Source organism: Ruegeria sp. YTSB088 (assembly GCF_059609825.1).
On record NZ_JBXWMM010000009.1, the window covers coordinates 43868 to 62596 of the forward strand.

Annotated in this window: 19 protein-coding genes; 8 read left to right on the plus strand and 11 right to left on the minus strand. The window is 57.2% G+C overall.

The window, feature by feature from the left end:
• The first annotated feature begins 13 nt into the window (after positions 1-13).
• Positions 14-910 carry a ParB/RepB/Spo0J family partition protein gene (locus AC2FFA_RS15185; RefSeq protein ID WP_496852254.1) on the plus strand — a complete coding sequence of 299 codons (897 nt, stop codon included), beginning with the start codon at positions 14-16 and terminating at the stop codon, positions 908-910.
• Here AC2FFA_RS15185 and AC2FFA_RS15190 read toward each other — a convergent pair.
• Genes AC2FFA_RS15190 through rph form a run of 4 tightly spaced genes read right to left on the minus strand, consistent with a single transcriptional unit; the run spans position 900 to position 3724 of the window.
• The gene (locus tag AC2FFA_RS15190) at positions 900-1253 is read right to left on the minus strand and encodes a YbaN family protein (protein ID WP_117871270.1); all 354 of its coding nucleotides are present in this window, start codon (positions 1251-1253) and stop codon (positions 900-902) included. The genes AC2FFA_RS15185 and AC2FFA_RS15190 overlap by 11 nt on opposite strands.
• Positions 1254-1255: 2 nt before the next feature.
• Positions 1256-2410: a radical SAM family heme chaperone HemW gene (gene hemW / locus AC2FFA_RS15195; protein WP_496852255.1), complete on the minus strand. Its 1155-nt coding sequence runs from the start codon at positions 2408-2410 to the stop codon at positions 1256-1258.
• Positions 2400-3014 (minus strand): RdgB/HAM1 family non-canonical purine NTP pyrophosphatase, encoded by a 615-nt coding sequence (gene rdgB, locus AC2FFA_RS15200; protein WP_496852256.1) that lies wholly within the window; start codon positions 3012-3014, stop codon positions 2400-2402. The genes hemW and rdgB overlap by 11 nt, the downstream gene beginning before the upstream one ends.
• Positions 3011-3724, minus strand: coding sequence for a ribonuclease PH (gene rph, locus AC2FFA_RS15205; RefSeq protein ID WP_496852257.1), 714 nt, complete (start codon positions 3722-3724; stop codon positions 3011-3013). Before rph ends, rdgB begins: the two co-directional genes overlap by 4 nt.
• Before the next feature lie 112 nt (positions 3725-3836).
• On the opposite strand from rph, the gene hrcA reads away from it, so the two are divergent.
• On the plus strand, positions 3837-4901 hold the full coding sequence (hrcA, locus tag AC2FFA_RS15210) for a heat-inducible transcriptional repressor HrcA (RefSeq protein WP_496673630.1): 1065 nt from the start codon (positions 3837-3839) through the stop codon (positions 4899-4901).
• 10 nt (positions 4902-4911) lie between these two features.
• Positions 4912-5475: a nucleotide exchange factor GrpE gene (locus tag AC2FFA_RS15215; protein ID WP_117871280.1), complete on the plus strand. Its 564-nt coding sequence runs from the start codon at positions 4912-4914 to the stop codon at positions 5473-5475.
• Positions 5476-5531: 56 nt separating this feature from the next.
• Here AC2FFA_RS15215 and mutS read toward each other — a convergent pair whose 3' ends face one another.
• Positions 5532-8147: a DNA mismatch repair protein MutS gene (mutS, locus tag AC2FFA_RS15220; RefSeq protein WP_496852363.1), complete on the minus strand. Its 2616-nt coding sequence runs from the start codon at positions 8145-8147 to the stop codon at positions 5532-5534.
• A gap of 162 nt (positions 8148-8309) precedes the next feature.
• On the opposite strand from mutS, the gene AC2FFA_RS15225 reads away from it, so the two are divergent.
• Together AC2FFA_RS15225 and AC2FFA_RS15230 are read left to right on the plus strand one after the other, a co-directional pair.
• On the plus strand, positions 8310-10565 hold the full coding sequence (locus AC2FFA_RS15225; RefSeq protein ID WP_496718989.1) for an NADP-dependent malic enzyme: 2256 nt from the start codon (positions 8310-8312) through the stop codon (positions 10563-10565).
• 3 nt (positions 10566-10568) lie between these two features.
• Entirely contained in the window at positions 10569-11441 is an 873-nt protein-coding gene (locus AC2FFA_RS15230) for a ribokinase (protein WP_117871287.1), read from the plus strand.
• Here the strand turns inward: AC2FFA_RS15230 and msrA are convergent.
• The 4 genes from msrA to AC2FFA_RS15250 all read right to left on the minus strand — a co-directional run bounded on the left by msrA (position 11438) and on the right by AC2FFA_RS15250 (position 14326).
• Entirely contained in the window at positions 11438-12109 is a 672-nt protein-coding gene (gene msrA / locus AC2FFA_RS15235; protein WP_496852260.1) for a peptide-methionine (S)-S-oxide reductase MsrA, read from the minus strand. The genes AC2FFA_RS15230 and msrA overlap by 4 nt on opposite strands.
• 192 nt (positions 12110-12301) lie before the next feature.
• Positions 12302-12583, minus strand: coding sequence for an SCP2 sterol-binding domain-containing protein (locus AC2FFA_RS15240; protein WP_117871291.1), 282 nt, complete (start codon positions 12581-12583; stop codon positions 12302-12304).
• Between the two features lie 79 nt (positions 12584-12662).
• Complete coding sequence (locus tag AC2FFA_RS15245) at positions 12663-13067, minus strand: DUF1810 domain-containing protein (RefSeq protein WP_117872921.1); 405 nt, start codon at positions 13065-13067, stop codon at positions 12663-12665.
• A gap of 32 nt (positions 13068-13099) precedes the next feature.
• On the minus strand, positions 13100-14326 hold the full coding sequence (locus tag AC2FFA_RS15250) for an argininosuccinate synthase (RefSeq protein ID WP_496852262.1): 1227 nt from the start codon (positions 14324-14326) through the stop codon (positions 13100-13102).
• Positions 14327-14467: 141 nt separating this feature from the next.
• Here AC2FFA_RS15250 and AC2FFA_RS15255 point away from each other — a divergent pair, with 141 nt between their 5' ends.
• Both AC2FFA_RS15255 and ilvA read left to right on the plus strand, forming a co-directional pair.
• Positions 14468-15235, plus strand: coding sequence for a hypothetical protein (locus AC2FFA_RS15255; protein WP_496852263.1), 768 nt, complete (start codon positions 14468-14470; stop codon positions 15233-15235).
• A 57-nt stretch (positions 15236-15292) separates the two neighbouring features.
• On the plus strand, positions 15293-16519 hold the full coding sequence (ilvA, locus tag AC2FFA_RS15260; RefSeq protein ID WP_496852265.1) for a threonine ammonia-lyase IlvA: 1227 nt from the start codon (positions 15293-15295) through the stop codon (positions 16517-16519).
• Here ilvA and AC2FFA_RS15265 read toward each other — a convergent pair.
• Positions 16516-16845 carry an Hpt domain-containing protein gene (locus tag AC2FFA_RS15265; RefSeq protein ID WP_496852267.1) on the minus strand — a complete coding sequence of 110 codons (330 nt, stop codon included), beginning with the start codon at positions 16843-16845 and terminating at the stop codon, positions 16516-16518. The two genes, ilvA and AC2FFA_RS15265, sit on opposite strands and share 4 nt — an antisense overlap.
• A 163-nt stretch (positions 16846-17008) precedes the next feature.
• Between AC2FFA_RS15265 and AC2FFA_RS15270 the strand changes: the two genes are divergently transcribed.
• Complete coding sequence (locus tag AC2FFA_RS15270) at positions 17009-18283, plus strand: PP2C family protein-serine/threonine phosphatase (protein ID WP_496852269.1); 1275 nt, start codon at positions 17009-17011, stop codon at positions 18281-18283.
• On the opposite strand, the gene AC2FFA_RS15275 is transcribed toward AC2FFA_RS15270, so the two are convergent.
• Positions 18280-18723: an NUDIX hydrolase gene (locus AC2FFA_RS15275; RefSeq protein ID WP_299899830.1), complete on the minus strand. Its 444-nt coding sequence runs from the start codon at positions 18721-18723 to the stop codon at positions 18280-18282. The genes AC2FFA_RS15270 and AC2FFA_RS15275 overlap by 4 nt on opposite strands.
• Positions 18724-18729: the final 6 nt, after the last annotated feature.

Below are 18729 nucleotides of genomic sequence, written 5' to 3' on the forward strand. Positions count from 1 at the left end.
TGAGGAGGGCGACATGAGCGCCAAGAAAGCAAAATCCAGAGGGTTGGGGCGGGGCCTGTCTGCCCTTATGGCAGATGTAAATCCTGAAGCAGAAGGTCGGGCCTCAGTGGATGCGCGCAGGCCTGATCTGAAAGTCCCGATTGAAAAGCTGAAAGCCAACCCAAACCAGCCGCGCCGCACATTCATTCCTGAGCAGCTAGACGAGCTGGCGGCGTCGGTAAGGGAAAAAGGCATCATTCAGCCCCTGATCGTTCGCGCGACAGGTTCAGGAGAATATGAGATTGTCGCAGGCGAACGCCGTTGGCGCGCGGCGCAGATGGCGCAGCTGCACGATGTTCCGGTCATTGTGCGTGAATTCGATGACACGGAAGTGTTGGAAGTTGCGATTATTGAAAACATCCAACGTGCAGATCTGAACGCGGTGGAAGAGGCCGCTGGCTATAAGCAGTTGATGGATCGATTTGGGCACACGCAGGAAAAGCTCGCTGAGGCCCTGGGCAAGAGCCGCAGCCACATTGCGAACCTTTTGCGGCTTCTGTCCTTGCCGGTGGATGTGCAAGCACTTGTTATTGAAGGAAAACTATCTGCGGGGCACGCTAGGGCGCTGATTACGGCCGAAAATCCGTCGGAACTTGCGAAACAGATCGTCAAGGATGGCTTATCGGTGCGCGCAACCGAGGCTTTGGTCAAAAAACAGCAGCAAGGCGGCGCTGAGCGATCTGCACCTCGCGCCCGAAATCTGGATGCTGGAAAGGATGCAGACACACGTGCGTTGGAAAAGGACCTATCCGCGATCCTGGCGATGAAAGTGTCGATCAATCACAAGGCCGGAACGGAAACAGGACAAGTCGTTCTGACCTATGAGAACCTGGATCAGCTGGACGATTTGTGCGCTAAGCTCAGCCGTTAGGCCGTGACCAGATAAAGATCATGACGCCGCCCAGCACAACGGCCTGAATGATCAACACAAAAGGCGGTGCGGACAGCATAACAGAGATTCCGAAAACGGCGGCGATCGAGACGGTTGCCGCCCTTTTTGCGACCGGTCGAATGGCACCGGAACTTTGCCAATCAAGAATCAATGGCCCAAAAAGCTGATGACTCACAAGCCAATTGTGCAGCCGCGAGGATGAGCGGGCGAAGAAAAACGCGGCAAGCAGAAGAAATGGCACTGTTGGAAGAAGGGGTAGAACAACCCCAACAACCGCCATCGCAACGCAAAGCAATCCCAGTCCGGCCCAAAGATACTGCATACTCAGTCCAACAGCTCCCGGATGACTGCGTTCAATACGGCGCGCCCGTCTGATGTGGCTATCAGGCGTCCGTTCCTGCGCTGAACCATGTTGATGTCAGTCAGATGATCCATGGTTTCGGAGGGAAGAGAGTGACCAGAAAGGGCTTGCCACCTGTCTATATCTAGGCCTTCAGTAACCCGCATACCCATCATAAGGTATTCATTCGCCTGATCTTCAAGCGACAATACGCTGCGGTCCTTTTCTCCGTTACCTTTTTGGGAGGTATCAAGCCAGCGCTGGGGGTTCAGATAGGTTTCGGTCGCGTATTTCTGACCATTCAGGGTAATCCTCCCATGGGCGCCGGGCCCAATGCCGACATAGTCGCCATACCGCCAGTAAATAAGGTTGTGCTGCGATTCCGCGCCGGGGCGGGCGTGGTTGGAAACTTCGTAGGCCGGCAAGCCATGTGCCTCGCAAATTTCCTGTGTCGCTAGATACATATCGGCGGCACTGTCATCTTCTGGCAGGCCTCGTAATCTACCCACCGCATACCGATCCCCAAAGGCCGTCCCGTCTTCGATCGTCAATTGATATAGTGACAGGTGGTCTATAGCCATCGACAGCGCTTCGGTCAGTTCCGTACGCCAGGCTTCCAGCGTTTGGTGTTGGCGCGCATAGATCAGGTCAAAGCTGACACGCTCAAAGCAATTTCGGGCTGTATCAAAGGCGGCCCGGGCCTCGGCCACCGTATGGATCCGTCCCAGCCGCCTCAGATCTTCGTCATTCAGGGCCTGAATGCCCATCGATATCCGATTAACCCCAGCATCGCGGTAAGCCGAAAACCGACCGGCTTCAACCGAGCCGGGATTAGCTTCGAGCGTGATTTCCATGTCATTGGCCGGGTGCCAGAGCGCACGCGCCCCATCGATCACAGCTGCAACGGTTTCCGGATCCATCAGAGAAGGCGTGCCGCCACCAAAAAAGATCGTGTTCAGCACCCGATCCGGCGTTTCAGAGGCGGAACGGTGAAGTTCGCTCAGATAGGAGCCAATCCATTGTTTTTGATCAATATTTCTGGAAACATGGCTATTGAAATCGCAATAGGGGCACTTGGCCTCGCAAAAGGGCCAGTGCACATACAGGCCAAAGCCCCCGTTGCGCCAATCATCCGCCAAAGCAGCCTTTCACGAACATCGCCACCGCGCGGCCGCGATGGCTGATCTTGTTCTTTTCCCAGCGATCCATTTCAGCAAATGTAATGTCGTACCCGTCGGGGACAAACATTGGGTCATAGCCAAACCCACCTTCGCCGCGGATCGGCCAGACCAGATGACCGGGTGCAACGCCTTCGAACACTTCGTCGTGCCCGTCGGGCCAGGCCAGAACCAGTGTACTGCGGAATTGAGCGGTGCGGGGGTGAGGTGCGTTTTTCCCTTCGAGCTCATCATGGGCGCGGGTCATGGCCATCAGAAAATCACGGCCATTGTCGGTTTCGGCCCAATCGGCGGTGTAAACACCAGGTGCGCCGTTCAGCGCATCGATAGTGATCCCGGAATCGTCCGACAGAGCAGGCAGGCCGGTGGCTTTGGCGGCCGCATGGGCCTTGATCCGCGCATTACCAACAAAGGTGTCCTCGGTCTCTTCGGGTTCCGGCAGGTTCAATTCGCCGGCACCAACAACTGTCACGCCGAAGGGCTCAAGAAGATGCGCCATCTCCTCGAGCTTACCCTTATTATGGGTGGCGACCAGTAACTTGTCCCCGTCGAATTTGCGGGTCATGCGGTGGCGGCTTTCTGCGTGGCAGCCAGTTCAGAGACGCCTTTTTCCGCCAGATCCATCAGTTGATCCATTTGCGCACGGCTGAAAACAGAGCCTTCAGCGGACATCTGTACTTCGATCAGTTTGCCGGATCCGGTCATGATGAAGTTACCATCTACGCCCGCTTCGCTGTCTTCGGGGTAATCAAGGTCCAGTACCGGCTGACCCGCATAGATGCCGCAAGACACGGCGGCGACTGGATCAACCAGCGGGTCCGAAATCACCTCGCCGGTTTTCATCAGCTTGTTCACAGCCAGCCGCAGCGCGACCCAGCCGCCAGTGATCGAGGCGCAGCGGGTGCCACCATCAGCCTGGATCACGTCGCAGTCTACGGTAATCTGACGCTCTCCCAGAGCAACCCGGTCGACACCGGCGCGCAGGGCGCGGCCGATCAGGCGCTGGATTTCGACCGTACGGCCCCCTTGTTTGCCCGAAGCCGCCTCGCGCCGCATCCGTGTATTGGTGGCGCGGGGCAGCATTCCGTATTCGGCTGTGACCCACCCAAGGCCCGATCCCTTGATAAACGGCGGCACGCGATCTTCGATCGTTGCCGTGCACAAAACGTGTGTGTCGCCCATTTTGATCAGGCAGGAACCTTCGGCATGTTTTGTGAACCCCGTCTCGATTGAAACGGCGCGCATTTCGCTTAAATCTCTTCCAGAGGGTCGCATCGGAATTCCTTTGTTTGCTGGGTTGGGGATAACGTCCCCGTGCCTTAGGATGCAACCCCGATTGACCTTTCATTTGCCTGCTATTTAATGACAAGCGAGCAGGGGAACACGCATGAGCGAAGCGAGCAAGATTCTGGACGAGATGAACGACCGGTCACGTGAAGTGTTCCGGCTGATTGTCGAGAGCTATCTGGAAAGCGGAGAGCCCGTTGGCAGTCGTACTTTGGCACGTACATTGTCCGAAAAAGTCAGCGCCGCAACTGTCCGAAATGTGATGCAGGATCTGGAGTTTCTGGGCCTTCTGGACAGCCCCCATGTCAGCGCTGGTCGAATCCCGACGCAGCAAGGTCTGCGAATGTTTGTGGACGGATTGCTTGAAGTCGGAGACCTGGGCGCCGATGACCGGCAGAAACTGGAACAGACACTAGGCTCTAACACGGGTGATGTTGGCGGAATGCTGGACCGTGTCGGTTCTGCCTTGTCACACGTGACACAAGGGGCCTCACTGGTTTTGACGCCCAAACATGAATCGGAAATCAAACATATCGAGTTTGTTTCTCTGGGCCATGATCGGGCTTTGGTGGTTCTTGTTTTCTCGGACGGTCATGTGGAAAACCGTTTGTTCACACCGCCACCGGGGCAAACACCCAGTTCAATGCGTGAGGCCGCGAACTTCCTGAACGCGCTCATCGAGGGGCGGACCCTCAGCGAAGTGCGGCGGCAGATGCAGACGCAGATCGACGCGCGTAAGCAGGAAATCGACATTTTGGCGCGTGAGATGGTTGAAGGCGGGATGGCCGTTTGGGACGGAGACGGAAGCGACTCGGCGCGTTTGATCGTGCGCGGGCGCGCGAATCTTCTCAACGAACCCGGTCAGACCGAGGAACTTGACCGCATTCGCACCCTGTTTGACGATCTGGAACGCAAGCGAGACATCGCTGAATTCCTTGAATTGACCGAGGACGGTGAGGGTGTGCGCATTTTTATCGGCTCTGAGAACAAACTTTTCTCACTTTCGGGTTCCTCTTTGGTGGTGTCTCCTTATATGAACGCTGATCGAAAGATAATCGGTGCGGTCGGGGTCATCGGGCCCACACGTCTGAATTATGGACGGATCGTACCGATCGTGGATTATACGGCGCAACTGGTCGGCAAGCTGATATCCGACCGGAGCTAGAGGGTAAGAGATGGCAGAGCCCAAGAACGAAGATTTTCTGGACGATATCGCAACCGCCGAGGCTGAAGAGCTGGCCGAAGAGCTGATGGACTTCAGCGAAGAGGAACTGGAGCTGGACGCGCTGCGAGCCGAACGGGACGACTACAAAGACAAGTTCATGCGGGCATTGGCGGATGCCGAAAACATGCGCAAGCGGAGTGACAAGGCACGCCGCGATGCTGAACAGTATGGCGGGTCCAAGCTGGCCCGCGATATGCTGCCCGTATACGACAACATGAAACGCGCCCTTGAAGCCGCGACGGATGAGCAGAAAGAAGTCGCTGCTGGTTTGCTGGAAGGTGTTGAACTGACCATGCGTGCATTGAAGGACGTGTTCCACAAGCATGGTATCGAAGTGATCACGCCCGAAGTGGGCGACCGGTTTGATCCGAACGTGCACGAGGCCATGTTCGAGGCACCGGTTCCCGGAACCAAGGCAGGAGACATCATTCAGGTGTCCGCAGAAGGATTTATGTTGCACGATCGCCTGCTGCGTCCGGCGCAGGTGGGCGTTTCTTCCATGCCTGCAAGCTGATCGGCTTCGAAAAAGCCAAGCCTCCGGCGCAAGAGCTTTTGAAGGTGCAGGGGCGGTCAGAATCTGGCCGCCTCTTTCAATTTGTAGATCAGGTCAAGTGCCTCTCGTGGCGTAAGCTCGTCCGGCAGGATGTCGTTCAGCATATCGTTGACCGCCGATGCCTTGGGTGCGGGCGGCGGTGGTGGTGGTGCAGCAGAAAACAGTGGCAGATCGTTGATCAGCGCCTTTTGCTTTCCACCTTCGCGCTCTGTTTTCTCCAGTTGGTTCAGTACAATGCGGGCGCGTTCCACCACGGATGCGGGCAGCCCGGCCAGTTGCGCAACCTGCACGCCGTATGACCGGTCGGCAGCACCCTTGTGGACTTCGTGCAGGAAGATCACTTCGCCTTCCCATTCCTTCACCGCGACCGTGGCATTCTTGACACCTTCCAGCGTCCCGGCCAGCGCTGTGAGCTCGTGATAATGCGTGGCAAACAAGGCACGACATTTGTTGGCTGCGTGCAGATGCTCCAGAGTCGCCCAGGCAATGGAGAGCCCGTCATAGGTTGCCGTTCCACGCCCGATTTCATCGAGAATTACAAGCGCCCGTTCGTCGGCCTGGTTTAGAATCGCGGCGGTTTCCACCATCTCGACCATGAAAGTCGAGCGGCCCCGCGCCAGATCGTCAGAGGCTCCCACGCGGCTGAACAACTGGCTGACCACACTGATATGGGCCTGCTCGGCCGGGACGAAGCTGCCCATTTGGGCCAGCAGGGCGATCAACGCGTTCTGACGCAGGAAAGTCGATTTACCGGCCATGTTTGGGCCTGTCAGCAACCAGATGGCTGCACCGTCATCGGCACTAAGATCGCAGTCATTGGCGACGAAGGCATCGCCGCTTTGTTGGCGCAGTGCGTGTTCGACAACCGGATGCCGACCGCCCTGTATGTTGAACGCGCGGGACGCGTCCACCTGTGGTCTGCACCAGTTTTCCCCGCGCGCCAGATCGGCGAGGGCAGTGGTCAGGTCCAGTTCAGCCAACCCGCGGGCAGCTTGATTCAGTCGTGCTGCGAGGGACAAAATCTCGTCAGATAGCCTTTGATAGAGCCGTTTTTCGATCTCAAGAGCCAGATTCCCGGCATTCAGGATGCGGGTTTCGATCTCGCTGAGTTCAACAGTGGTGAACCGCACTTGGTTGGCGGTGGTCTGGCGGTGGATATAGGTCTCGCTGAAGGGCGGGTTCAGCATCTTTTCGGCATGGGTCGCTGTCGTCTCGATGAAATATCCCAGCACGTTGTTGTGTTTGATCTTCAACGACGTGATGCCGGTATGCTCGGAATATTTTTTCTGGAATCCGGCGATAACGGACCGACCCTCGTCCCGCAGGGTGCGGGCCTCGTCCAGTTCGGCGTCAAAGCCCGGAGCGATGAAACCACCATCACGTGCAAGAAGCGGTGGTTCGGCGACCAGGGCTTCATCCAGTAAATTCAACAGGTCGTCGAAGCCAACAAGGTTTTGAAGCGCGGTTGATAGCAGAATCGGCACATCCTGATCTGCGCAAATCTGGGCAATGGCTGCCGATTGAGTCAGGCCGTTTCGGACGGCTGCAAGATCCCGAGGCCCGCCGCGCTCCAGCGACAAACGGGACAGGGCGCGGTCCAGATCTGGCGTCTTCCGCAAAGCTTCACGCAGGTCTGACGCGATAAGACTATCTTCGGCCGCAAAGCTCACCGCGTCCAGTCGGGCGTGAATGATTTCCAGATTGCGTGAGGGGCTGGACAGACGTTGCTCAAGCAAACGGGCACCGCCCGGGGTCACGGTTCGGTCGACTACCGAAAGCAGTGAACCGGCACGTCCGCCAGACAAGGACCGGGTCAGCTCCAGATTGCGGCGCGTTGCAGCGTCGATCTGTACAACACGGTCTTCGGATTCCTTCAGTGGCGTTTGCAACAGGGGCAATTTGCCCTTCTGTGTAATCTCCAGATAGTCGATCAGCGCACCCATCGCGGACACTTCGGCGCGTCCAAAGCTTCCGAATGCATCCAGCGCACCCACGTGAAATAAACCGCAGATGCGTTTTTCAGCCGCCGTGCTGTCAAAACTGGCCCGCCCGACAGGGGTGATGGAAATACCCAAGTCACGAACCGGCTCATTCAGTTTGTCTTGCACGCCATCGGCGACGATCAGTTCCGACGGTGCCAGTCGTGCGAGTTCGGGGCTGAGGCGCACCGGTGTCAAAGGCATCACGTGAAACGCGCCGGTCGAGATGTCGGCCCAGGCCAGCGCGGCCTCATCCCGAACTTCGGCATAGGCCGCCAGAAAGTTGTGGCGACGGGCCTCAAGTAGGGCATCTTCGGTCAGTGTTCCGGGCGTCACCAAGCGTACAACATCACGCTTTACGACTGATTTAGAGCCTCTTTTCTTGGCTTCAGCCGGGCTTTCCATCTGCTCGCAGACAGCCACGCGAAAGCCTTTCCGGATCAGTGTCAGCAAATACCCTTCTGCCGAATGCACCGGCACACCGCACATCGGAATGTCTTCGCCATTGTGTTTGCCGCGTTTTGTCAGGGCGATGTCCAACGCCTCGGCTGCGTTGACGGCGTCATCAAAAAACATCTCATAGAAATCGCCCATGCGATAAAACAGCAGAGCGTCGGCATGAGCCTCTTTAATTTCGAGGTATTGCGCCATCATCGGCGTGACTGTGGACAAAGCGGCCCCCTTCTGGCGTATTCCGGGCGCGACCTTACAAACCCGGTCCCTGCGACGAAAGGTGAAAACGTATTGTCGTTGAGGAGCGCCTTTGCCTGCGCTATGAGGCAAAAGCCCAACAGATGTAAAGAAACGACATTTCCGATGCCCAAAGCGAAGATCACCAAAGAAGAGGCGCTGGCCTTTCACCTCGACCCCACCCCCGGCAAGTGGGAGGTGCAGGCCACTGTCCCGATGACCACGCAGCGCGATCTTTCGCTTGCCTACAGCCCGGGTGTGGCCGTTCCATGTGAAGCAATCGCCGAGAACCCAGAGACCGCCTATGACTATACCAACAAGGGCAACCTGGTGGCCGTAATCTCGAACGGGACGGCGGTTCTGGGGCTTGGGAATCTTGGCGCGCTGGGCTCGAAACCGGTGATGGAGGGGAAATCCGTCCTGTTCAAAAGGTTTGCGGATGTGAACTCGATTGATATCGAGCTGGATACCGAAGACCCGGATGAGTTCTGCCGCGCGGTGCGTCTGATGGGGCCGACCTTCGGCGGCATCAACCTGGAAGACATCAAGGCGCCCGAGTGTTTCATCATCGAGCAGCGCCTGAAGGAAGAGATGGACATCCCCGTCTTTCACGACGACCAGCACGGCACGGCGGTGATCTGCGCGGCGGGGCTGATCAACGCGTTGCATATCTCGGGCAAGAAGATCGAGGATGTGAAGATCGTTCTCAACGGAGCCGGGGCGGCAGGGATTGCGTGTATTGAACTACTCAAATCCATGGGCGCGCGGCACGAGAACTGTATCGTCTGTGATACCAAGGGTGTGATCTACCAAGGCCGGACCGAGGGTATGAACCAGTGGAAGTCGGCCCATGCGATCACCACGGATCTGCGTACTCTGGAAGAGGCCATGAAGGGTGCGGACGTCTTTCTTGGCGTTTCGGTCAAGGGTGCGGTCACGCAGGAGATGGTCGCAAGCATGGCCGATAATCCAGTGATCTTTGCAATGGCCAACCCCGATCCGGAAATCACCCCGGAAGAGGCGCACGAGGTCCGCGTGGATGCCATCGTAGCGACCGGGCGCAGCGACTATCCGAACCAGGTCAACAACGTTTTGGGCTTTCCCTATTTGTTCCGCGGCGCGCTGGACATCCACGCGCGTGCCATCAATGACGAGATGAAGATCGCCTGTGCCCATGCACTGGCCAATCTGGCGCGAGAGGATGTGCCGGATGAGGTCGCGATGGCTTATGGCAAGTCGCTGACCTTCGGGCGGGATTATATCATTCCTACGCCGTTTGATCCGCGCTTGATCCACCGCATCCCACCAGCGGTAGCAAGGGCAGGGATGGACACCGGTGCGGCCCGCCGCCCGATCATCGACATGGAGGCTTACGAGCTGAGCCTGAAGTCCCGGATGGACCCGACCGCCAGCATTCTACGCGGGCTGAACGCCCGGGCGCGACAGGCGCAAAGCCGCATGATTTTTGCCGAGGGCGATGATCCCCGCGTGCTGCGCGCCGCCGTCATGTACCAGCGTTCCGGCTTTGGTAAGGCGCTCGTGGTCGGCCGGGCGGATGATGTCAAAGAAAAACTTGAAGCCACCGGTCTTGGCGATGCAGTGCGGGAGATCGAGGTTGTGAATGCTGCAAACACCACCCACCTCGAGACCTATTCGAATTTCCTCTATGAGCGTTTGCAGCGCAAAGGCTTTGACCGCAAGGATATTCACCGTCTGGCCGCGCGGGACCGCCACGTGTTCTCTTCACTGATGCTGGCCCACGGACACGGAGACGGGCTGGTTAGCGGAGCAACACGAAAATCGGCCCATGTAATCGATCGCATCAATCATGTATTTGATGCCGATGCCGCCCATGGCGCCGCCGGCGTGACGGCACTTCTGCATAAAGGCCGGATTGTCCTGATCGGTGATACACTGGTGCATGAATGGCCGGATGAAAACGATCTGGCCAACATTGCCGAGCGTTCGGCCGCAGTGGCCCGGCACATGGGTCTGGAACCTCGGGTTGCCTTTGTCAGTTTCTCGACTTTTGGCTACCCGATTTCGGAACGTGCCGAGAAAATGCATCGTGCCCCGACCGTTCTGGACCAGCGCGGCGTTGACTTCGAGTATGAAGGCGAGATGACTGTGGATGTGGCGCTGAACGTGGATCAACAGGCGGCTTATCCGTTTTCACGCCTGACCGGCCCCGCGAACATCCTGATCGTTCCCGCGCGGCACTCAGCGTCGATCTCGACCAAGCTCATGCAGGAAATGGGCGGCGCTACAGTGATCGGGCCGATCCTGGCGGGTGTCGACAAGCCGATTCAGATTTGCTCGACCGTCTCGACAGCGAACGATATTCTGAACATGGCCATTCTGGCCTCGTGCGACATCGGATAAACCATGACGATCTGGAACCTTGGCTCGATCAACGCGGATATGGTATACGACCTGCCGCATCTGCCTGCGCCAGGGGAAACCCTGGCCGCCCGCGGGCTGGACCGCTTCCTTGGCGGAAAAGGTGCCAATATGTCAGTGGCGGCTGCGCGGGCCGGATCGCGCGTCAGCCATATCGGTGCCGTCGGGCATGATGGGCGCTGGGCGAAGGATCGACTGACGGAATATGGCGTTGACACACGCTATATCTCGGAGGCGGACCTGCCGACGGGGCACGCAATCATTGCGGTGGATGCCGAGGGTGAGAATCTGATCATCCTCTATCCGGGGGCCAACCACGCCTTGGATATCAGCCATCTGGGGCAGGCTCTGTCATCTGCAAACACCGGTGATCTGCTGATCCTGCAGAATGAAACCAACGCACAAGTTGAAGCTGCGCAGTTGGGGCGCAAACTTGGACTGACCGTTTGTTACGCCGCCGCGCCGTTTCAGGCACAGGCGGTTCAGGCGGTTCTGCCCTATCTGGATTTCCTGATCCTGAACGAGGTCGAGGCCGAACAATTGCGGCAAGAGACCGGGATGGGTGCGGCTGACCTTCCCGTTCGGCATGTCATTGTCACGCTGGGTTCAAAAGGCGCTCGGTATTTGCAGCAGGGCAATGACCCGGTGGAATTTGCGGCCCACAAGGTGCAGGCCGTGGATACCACTGGGGCAGGTGATACCTTCACTGGCTACGTACTGGCTGGAATGGATCGCGGAATGCCAATGGAACAGGCCATTCTGCAAGCGAACCGCGCCGCTGCCCTGATGGTCACGCGGCACGGCACGGCCGATGTCATTCCGGATTTGAGAGAAGTGCGCGACGCGTCCTTCGATTAAGACCCGGCAAAAGGCGCATCTGAACCCCAGAGCTGTTTGACGCGCGCGTCACGGCCGCAGGCTTTGCGATATGCTTTATAGGCGCTGTGCTGACGCTTGGGTCCAAAGCGGGTGAAGATCAGCTTGTTCCCTTTGTAGTAATCCTGATGATAGGCCTCGGCTGGATAAAACGAGCCTGCGTTCAGAATCGGGGTGACAACATTCTGACCCAGTGCTCGTTGTGCTTCTTTCTTGGCTTGTTCAGCCAACGCTTTTTCGCCTTTGTTAGAGACGAAAATCGCAGTTCGATAGCTGTCGCCCCGGTCGCAGAACTGACCTCCGGCGTCCGTCGGATCAACCGAGCGGAAGAACATGTTCAGCAGTGTTTCACGTGAGACGCGGGCCGGGTCAAAAGTAATCTGCACTGCTTCATAATGACCGGTGCCACCTTTGGAGACCTGATCATAGGTGGGGTTGGCGGAATTGCCGCCGGTATAGCCCGACACGGCCCCGACAACACCCGGTACAGATTCAAAATCGGACTCGACACACCAGAAACATCCTCCTGCAACCGTCAGCGTTTCGGCACCTGCTGCGGGGGCAGGCAGGGCGCGCAGGAGCATCGCAAGTGTGATCAGGGTGAACAGAATGGCTGTTTTGAAGGCATCCAGATATGCGGTCCGTGACATGTCGGGTCTCCTTTCGGCACCATGGTGACCCGAACCCGAATGACATTCAATTGCCTGACATCTGATGTCACGGGCTGGTGAGACGAGTTTATCGGCGGCGGACGTCGGTGGAATACCTTACACCGGGCCGTCTTGGCAGTGGGATATGGGCGTCCCGGCAAGGGGGAGGTCCGCGATGAACCTGCCTTCGGCTTAACCCAGCAACTGCCCCAGTTTCATCGCAACACCCATATTGCCCGAGATTTTAAGCTTGCCTAAAGCGACACCTGTCATCGGGTTCAGTTTTCCGGTCAGAAGCTTGGTCAGGTTGTCCTGCGAGATGCGGATCGTGCAATCCGTTTCCTGGTCCTGAGTCGATGCCTGACTGTCCGCCAGAACAATAACGCCGTCCTCACCACAATCGAATTTCAACGAGCCGTCAAAGGTTTTGCCGTTCAGACCTTTTTGAATTTCGTCGGCGATGTCCTGAAGCATCCGGGTTCCTTTCGCAGTTTCCGAATGCGTAAAGCGTCAGGTATCGAACAGGCAAGGCTGACCCGACTGGAACTTCCCATCACGACGCGCTGAGGCTCTGAACTGTCCGAGCGCAGGGCGCGCCATCATAAAAAGCGTCAAGAACAGCCTGAAACTCGGCCGGAGCATTCGCCACCGAGGAAAACAACGTCATCGAAGAACGAAGCTTTTTTGCATCAACCCCGCCCAGAATATCGCTGGCGTCGCGCCCCTGATGCTGCAGTAACAGCGAGGCCGCATGTGTCAGACGGCGGCGCAGTTCAGGATGGTTCAGATAGCGTGTCGCTTCATCCAGATCTTCGATGCCGTAAAGCTGCGCCATATGGGACTGGCCCAGCTCGGCCAGTTGCGGAAACACGAACCACATCCAGTGACTGGTTTTCTGCCCCTGTTCCAGTTCACGCAGGACATCGGCCCAAACCGTGTCCTGCGCCTCGATGAACATATCGAGTTCGTCTTCGTTGTCGTCTTCGTCAATCACTTGGACAAACGCTTGTCGCGCGCGGCCAGCAGTTTCAGACGCAGCGCGTTCAGCTGGATGAAGCCTGCCGCGTCGGTCTGATCATAGGCACCTGCATCTTCTTCAAAGGTGACATGTGCCTCGGAATACAGCGAGTGATCCGACCAGCGACCAACGGTCGAGGCCAGACCTTTGTACAGTTTCACACGCACTGTGCCGGAGACATGTTCCTGCGATTTGTCGATGGCAGCTTGCAGCATTTCACGCTCGGGGCTGTACCAGAAACCATTATAGATCAGTTCTGCATATTGCGGCATCAGCTGGTCTTTCAGGTGCATCGCGCCGCGGTCCATGGTGATGGATTCGATACCACGGTGAGCCTCAAGCAGGATGGTTCCGCCGGGCGTCTCATAGATACCGCGTGATTTCATGCCGACAAAGCGGCCTTCGACCAGGTCCAGACGGCCAATGCCGTGCTTGCCGCCATATTCGTTCAGCTTGGTCAGCAGGGTCGCCGGGCTCATCGCCTCGCCATTGATGCTGACCGCGTCGCCTTTTTCAAAGCCGATTTCGATGAACTCCGGCTCGTTCGGGGCATCTTCGGGGTGGACGGTACGCTGGTACACATAATCAGGCGCCATATCCGCAGGGTCTTCCAGAACCTTTCCTTCGGACGAGGTGTGCAGCAGGTTGGCATCGACCGAGAAGGGCGCCTCACCACGCTTGTCCTTGGCGATCGGAATCTGGTTCTGTTCGGCAAACTCCAGCAGCTTGGTGCGGCTGGTCAGATCCCATTCGCGCCATGGTGCGATCACCTTGATGTCGGGGTTCAGCGCATAGGCCGCCAGTTCGAACCGTACCTGGTCATTGCCCTTGCCGGTTGCACCGTGGGCGACCGCATCGGCACCCGTCGCTTCGGCGATCTCAACCAGACGCTTCGAGATCAGCGGCCGCGCAATCGAGGTGCCCAGCAGGTACAGCCCCTCGTACTGCGCATTGGCGCGGAACATCGGGAAGACGAAGTCGCGAACGAACTCCTCACGGATGTCCTCAATATAGATGTTCTCGGGCTTGATCCCCAGCAGTTCGGCCTTCTGGCGTGCGGGCTCCAGCTCTTCTCCCTGACCCAGATCAGCGGTGAAGGTCACGACCTCACACCCATACTCGGTTTGCAGCCATTTCAGAATGATCGAGGTATCAAGGCCACCGGAATAGGCCAGAACAACTTTCTTGGGCGCGGACATCTGACTTCCCTTTATGCGTAGAACGATTGGCCCCTAGCGGGTTTTACGCGCGGGGGCAAGTTGTGAGGATTGACGCAGTGACTGAATTGGGGTGAAACGGAGGCAGAGAATAACAAGCATTGGTTGAGAGGGCGGTTTCATATGTTGGGATGGCAAATATTTGTGCATTCGGTGCGGATGGTGTTTGGGAACCTGAAGCAGGTCCTGCAGATCACGGTTGGCCCTGCTCTGATTGGGACTATCGTTATCGTGGGCGTGTTCTTGGCGCTTGGTATTCCGCTTGAAGCGCTTGATGAAAACGCAGTCGATCTGCCACCTGGTGTAACCGCAGGATCAGTCTTTGTCTTTGTGTTCGTTTTGCTGGCGGTAATGTTCGTCACCATGTTCTGGATCGCGGTGTCATGGCACCGCTTCATCCTTATGGAAGAGTACCCCACGGGAATACTCCCGACATTCCGTTTCGACAGGATCCTTGCCTATTTCGGTCGCTTCCTGATGTTGGGGATTTTGATGATGATCGCGTATATCCCCATGGGTCTGCTCGCTGCAGCACTTGGCGAAAGCCTTGCGGGGCTTTCGATCATTCTGATGATTGCATACACTGTTTTTCTGGTCGTATGTTTCTATCGCCTGTCAATTATCCTGCCGGCAGCGGCGATTGGTGATCCCATCTCGCTCAGCGATGCATGGACCAAAACTGCGGGGGTCAGCGGTGCAATTTTGTTGCTTCTCGTCGTTGCATTCCTGTTCCAGGTGTTGGTGCAGCTGGCTTTCACTGTCCTGGCAATAATTCCGGTTTTGGGCGTTTTGCTGACCGTGTTCTTTGGCACGCTCATCCTTCCGATGATCAACATCAGTATCTTTACCACAATGTACGGTGTCTTCATCGAAAAGCGCGAGCTGTCGTAAGCCCGTACACATATGTATTCCTTGCCCTTATCGCGATGATGGGGCAGGGAAACGGACATGACTGATTTCGTGACCCGCGCCCGCGCCGCCGAACAGGCGATGCGCTCTGTGTTTCCGGCGACGCCGTTGCAGCGCAATGCTCATCTGTCCGAACGCTATGGGGCCGATATCTGGCTCAAGCGCGAAGACCTCAGCCCGGTGCGGTCGTATAAAATCCGCGGGGCGTTCAACGCGATGCGAAAACAGCAGGGGCAGGACCTGTTCGTCTGTGCCAGCGCGGGCAACCACGCGCAGGGCGTGGCCTTCATGTGCAAGCATCTGGGTGTCAAAGGCGTGATCTTCATGCCGGTGACCACACCGCAGCAGAAAATTCAAAAGACCAGAATCTTCGGCGGCGACAATATCGAGATCCACCTGACCGGCGACTATTTTGATGACACTCTGGCCGCCGCGCAAACCTGGTGCACGCAGCAGGGCGGGCATTTCCTGTCACCGTTTGACGATGCGGATGTGATCGAAGGGCAAGCCTCTTTGGCGGTCGAGATTGAAGAGCAACTGGGCGGTGTACCGGATCACGTTGTTTTGCCCGTTGGCGGTGGCGGCATGTCTTCGGGCGTGGCCACATGGTTCGGGGATCGCAGCCATTGTCTGTTTGTCGAACCAGCTGGAGGTGCTTGTCTTCGGGCTGCATTGGCTGCGGGGCATCCTGTGTCGCTGGATCATGTGGATACCTTCGTCGATGGCGCTGCGGTTGGACGGATCGGTGAGAAACCGTTTGAACTGTTGAAATCACGCCATCTGTCGGATGTGCTGGTCCTGTCCGAGGACCGAATCTGCACCACCATGATCGAGATGCTGAATGTCGAAGGCATTGTTCTGGAGCCCGCCGGCGCCCTGGCGATCGAAGCGGTGGGCGATATCCAAAGCTTTGTGCGGGGCAAGACCGTGGTCTGTGTGACATCCGGTGGCAATTTCGATTTCGAACGCCTGCCCGAGGTCAAAGAACGCGCCCAACGCTATTCCGGGGTGAAGAAGTATTTCATCCTTCGCCTGCCGCAGCGCCCGGGCGCATTGAAAGAGTTTCTGGGCATTCTGGGCCCCGAGGATGACATTGCCCGCTTTGAATACATGAAAAAATCAGCCCGCAATTTCGGTTCGGTCTTGATCGGGATCGAAACCCGCAAGCCCGAAAATTTCATGCGCCTGTTTGCGCATCTGGACGAGGCGGGGTTCACCTATACCGATATCACCGAAGACGAGACGCTGGCGCAGTTTGTGATCTAACTCAGGTTCTGGCGCAGCTCAGCCTCGAATTTCTGTTTCGAGCTGTCAAATACGGCCAGAATAGCGGGCAGATCGACATCTCCGCCCTGACCTGCGGCCGCCTGCCGTTCGCCGTCCTGACAGAGTTTCGAGAACTGGTCGAATCCAAGACTGAGCGCGCTGCCCTTCAGGAAATGCAGATTCTGTTCCAGTTCGGACCGGCTTGTATCCTGATGCAGGCGGGCGATGACCTCCTGAACTTCTTCCAGAAAGATGTCGACCACCTCATCAAACTCATCCGGGCCAACTTCGTCCCGCAATTGCCTGACTCTGCCCCAGTGGATCATACTGCGTCACCTGCCGTTGAACATGCGTTTTTAGGAATAGGCAACACCAGTAAAAACCGGGTTAACCGCCAAGCGGGATTGCAGCCTTCGGTCTTCACCGGATGTTAAAACCGTCGCCGCTAGGGTCGCTGTGTGTGAATGAACGCATCAAATCAGAGGGTAAATGGTGCCAAGGACGAGTCTTGAGGAAACCAGATCAGATCTGGATTTCGGCGCGATCCGTAAGGTGCTGGTGGTGGATGACAGCCGTCTGCAGCGGCGCATCCTGGTCGCATCGCTCAGAAAATGGGGCTTTGAGGTGGTCGAGGCCGAGACGGGCGATGCGGCTTTGGCGCATTGTCTGGATGATCCACCCGACCTTGTTCTCAGCGATTGGGTCATGCCGGGGATGAGCGGGCTTGAGTTTTGCAATGCGTTTCGCGCCCTGGATACCGATCAATACTGTTATTTCATCCTGCTGACTTCAAAAAGTGAAAAGCAGGAGGTTGCACGCGGGTTGGATGCCGGGGCAGACGATTTTCTGATCAAACCCCTTGAGGCGGATGAGTTGCGGGCACGCATATCCGCAGGCGCGCGCATTCTGGACATGCAGCGCGAGCTTTCGCAGAAAAACCGCTTGATTGAGTCCGCGCTGGAGGAACTCAGGCTGGCTCATGACGCGATCGACAAGGACCTCATACAGGCCCGTAAAATCCAGGAATCGCTGGTTCCGGAATTTACGCGGAGCTTTGGAAAATCCCGGGTCAGCCTGTTGTTGAGACCCTGTGGCCATATTGGTGGAGACCTTGTTGGCATGTTCTCGCCCGGGGTCAATCGGCTGGGGTTCTACAGCATCGATGTATCCGGACATGGCATCACCTCGGCCATGATGACGGCGCGTCTGGGCGGTTATCTTTCAAGCAAACACTTTGATCAAAATGTCGCAATGGCAAAGAGGTTCAACAAATTCTACGCACTGCTGCCTCCGGAAGACGTCGCCAGTATGCTCAATTCCCGATTGATGGCGGATGAAGGGATCGAGGAATACTTCACGATGGTCTACGCCATTGTGGATCTTCGAAACGGGCATCTCAAAATGGTACAGGCCGGGCATCCGCATCCGCTCCTGCTGCGGCAGGATGGCAGTACTGAATATCTGGGTGATGGCGGGTTGCCGATCGGGTTGATCGAAGACGCGAGCTTTCAGCAGATCGAGACTCACATGAAACCCGGCGACAAGCTGTTGGTGTACTCGGACGGGTTTACCGAATGTCAGCTCGCTGAAGGTGGTTTGCTGGAAGAAGACGGTTTGCGAGAGATGGCCCAGCAGTGCATTTCTGCAAAGGGCGGGTCGGAGTTTCTGGACGACATGTTCTGGCGATTGACGCAAGAGATTTCGCCCAAAGATAGCATTGGGGATGACGTATCCGCCGTTTTCTTCGAATATAACGGGCCTTAAAGCGAACTGAGATGCATTTCCGCAAAGTGCCGGTCACCGTCATTGCCCAGCAATCCAACGGCATCGGTGGCTTCCATCCACAAAGCTTCGTGGAACGCTTCGCTCGGAGGGCCTTTGCGGCGTACGGGACGGGCGCGGTAGATAAGGCAGACTTTTTCAGCCCACAGATCGTATTCGGGCATATAGGTGAACCGACGAAAAGCGCCGACACGACGCGGGTTGGCGACGTGCCACCCGGTTTCTTCATAGACTTCGCGATGCAAGGCTGAAATCGGTGATTCGCCTGGATCGATGCCTCCACCCGGCAATTGCAGATCCGGGCCCGGCTCTGTCTGACAGGTCAACAGCAATTGCCCGCCACGTGGCAAAAGGGCATAGACGCCAACCCTCCGGGTATATTTCCGCCCCGTCTCGGGGGTTTCACCGAACCGCCTGATCATGTATGG

Coding starts and splice junctions, on each gene's coding strand:
- AC2FFA_RS15190 (WP_117871270.1), bottom strand. CDS start 1,253: ATGCAGTATCTTTGGGCCGGACTGGGATTGCTTTGCGTTGCGATGGCG.
- AC2FFA_RS15265 (WP_496852267.1), bottom strand. CDS start 16,845: ATGATCCACTGGGGCAGAGTCAGGCAATTGCGGGACGAAGTTGGCCCG.
- rdgB (WP_496852256.1), bottom strand. CDS start 3,014: ATGACCCGCAAATTCGACGGGGACAAGTTACTGGTCGCCACCCATAAT.
- AC2FFA_RS15250 (WP_496852262.1), bottom strand. CDS start 14,326: ATGTCCGCGCCCAAGAAAGTTGTTCTGGCCTATTCCGGTGGCCTTGAT.
- rph (WP_496852257.1), bottom strand. CDS start 3,724: ATGCGACCCTCTGGAAGAGATTTAAGCGAAATGCGCGCCGTTTCAATC.
- msrA (WP_496852260.1), bottom strand. CDS start 12,109: ATGTCACGGACCGCATATCTGGATGCCTTCAAAACAGCCATTCTGTTC.
- AC2FFA_RS15225 (WP_496718989.1), top strand. CDS start 8,310: ATGCCCAAAGCGAAGATCACCAAAGAAGAGGCGCTGGCCTTTCACCTC.
- AC2FFA_RS15215 (WP_117871280.1), top strand. CDS start 4,912: ATGGCAGAGCCCAAGAACGAAGATTTTCTGGACGATATCGCAACCGCC.
- AC2FFA_RS15270 (WP_496852269.1), top strand. CDS start 17,009: ATGGTGCCAAGGACGAGTCTTGAGGAAACCAGATCAGATCTGGATTTC.
- AC2FFA_RS15230 (WP_117871287.1), top strand. CDS start 10,569: ATGACGATCTGGAACCTTGGCTCGATCAACGCGGATATGGTATACGAC.
- AC2FFA_RS15240 (WP_117871291.1), bottom strand. CDS start 12,583: ATGCTTCAGGACATCGCCGACGAAATTCAAAAAGGTCTGAACGGCAAA.
- AC2FFA_RS15245 (WP_117872921.1), bottom strand. CDS start 13,067: ATGTTCATCGAGGCGCAGGACACGGTTTGGGCCGATGTCCTGCGTGAA.
- mutS (WP_496852363.1), bottom strand. CDS start 8,147: ATGATGGCGCAATACCTCGAAATTAAAGAGGCTCATGCCGACGCTCTG.
- hrcA (WP_496673630.1), top strand. CDS start 3,837: ATGAGCGAAGCGAGCAAGATTCTGGACGAGATGAACGACCGGTCACGT.
- ilvA (WP_496852265.1), top strand. CDS start 15,293: ATGACTGATTTCGTGACCCGCGCCCGCGCCGCCGAACAGGCGATGCGC.
- AC2FFA_RS15185 (WP_496852254.1), top strand. CDS start 14: ATGAGCGCCAAGAAAGCAAAATCCAGAGGGTTGGGGCGGGGCCTGTCT.
- AC2FFA_RS15255 (WP_496852263.1), top strand. CDS start 14,468: ATGTTGGGATGGCAAATATTTGTGCATTCGGTGCGGATGGTGTTTGGG.
- AC2FFA_RS15275 (WP_299899830.1), bottom strand. CDS start 18,723: ATGATCAGGCGGTTCGGTGAAACCCCCGAGACGGGGCGGAAATATACC.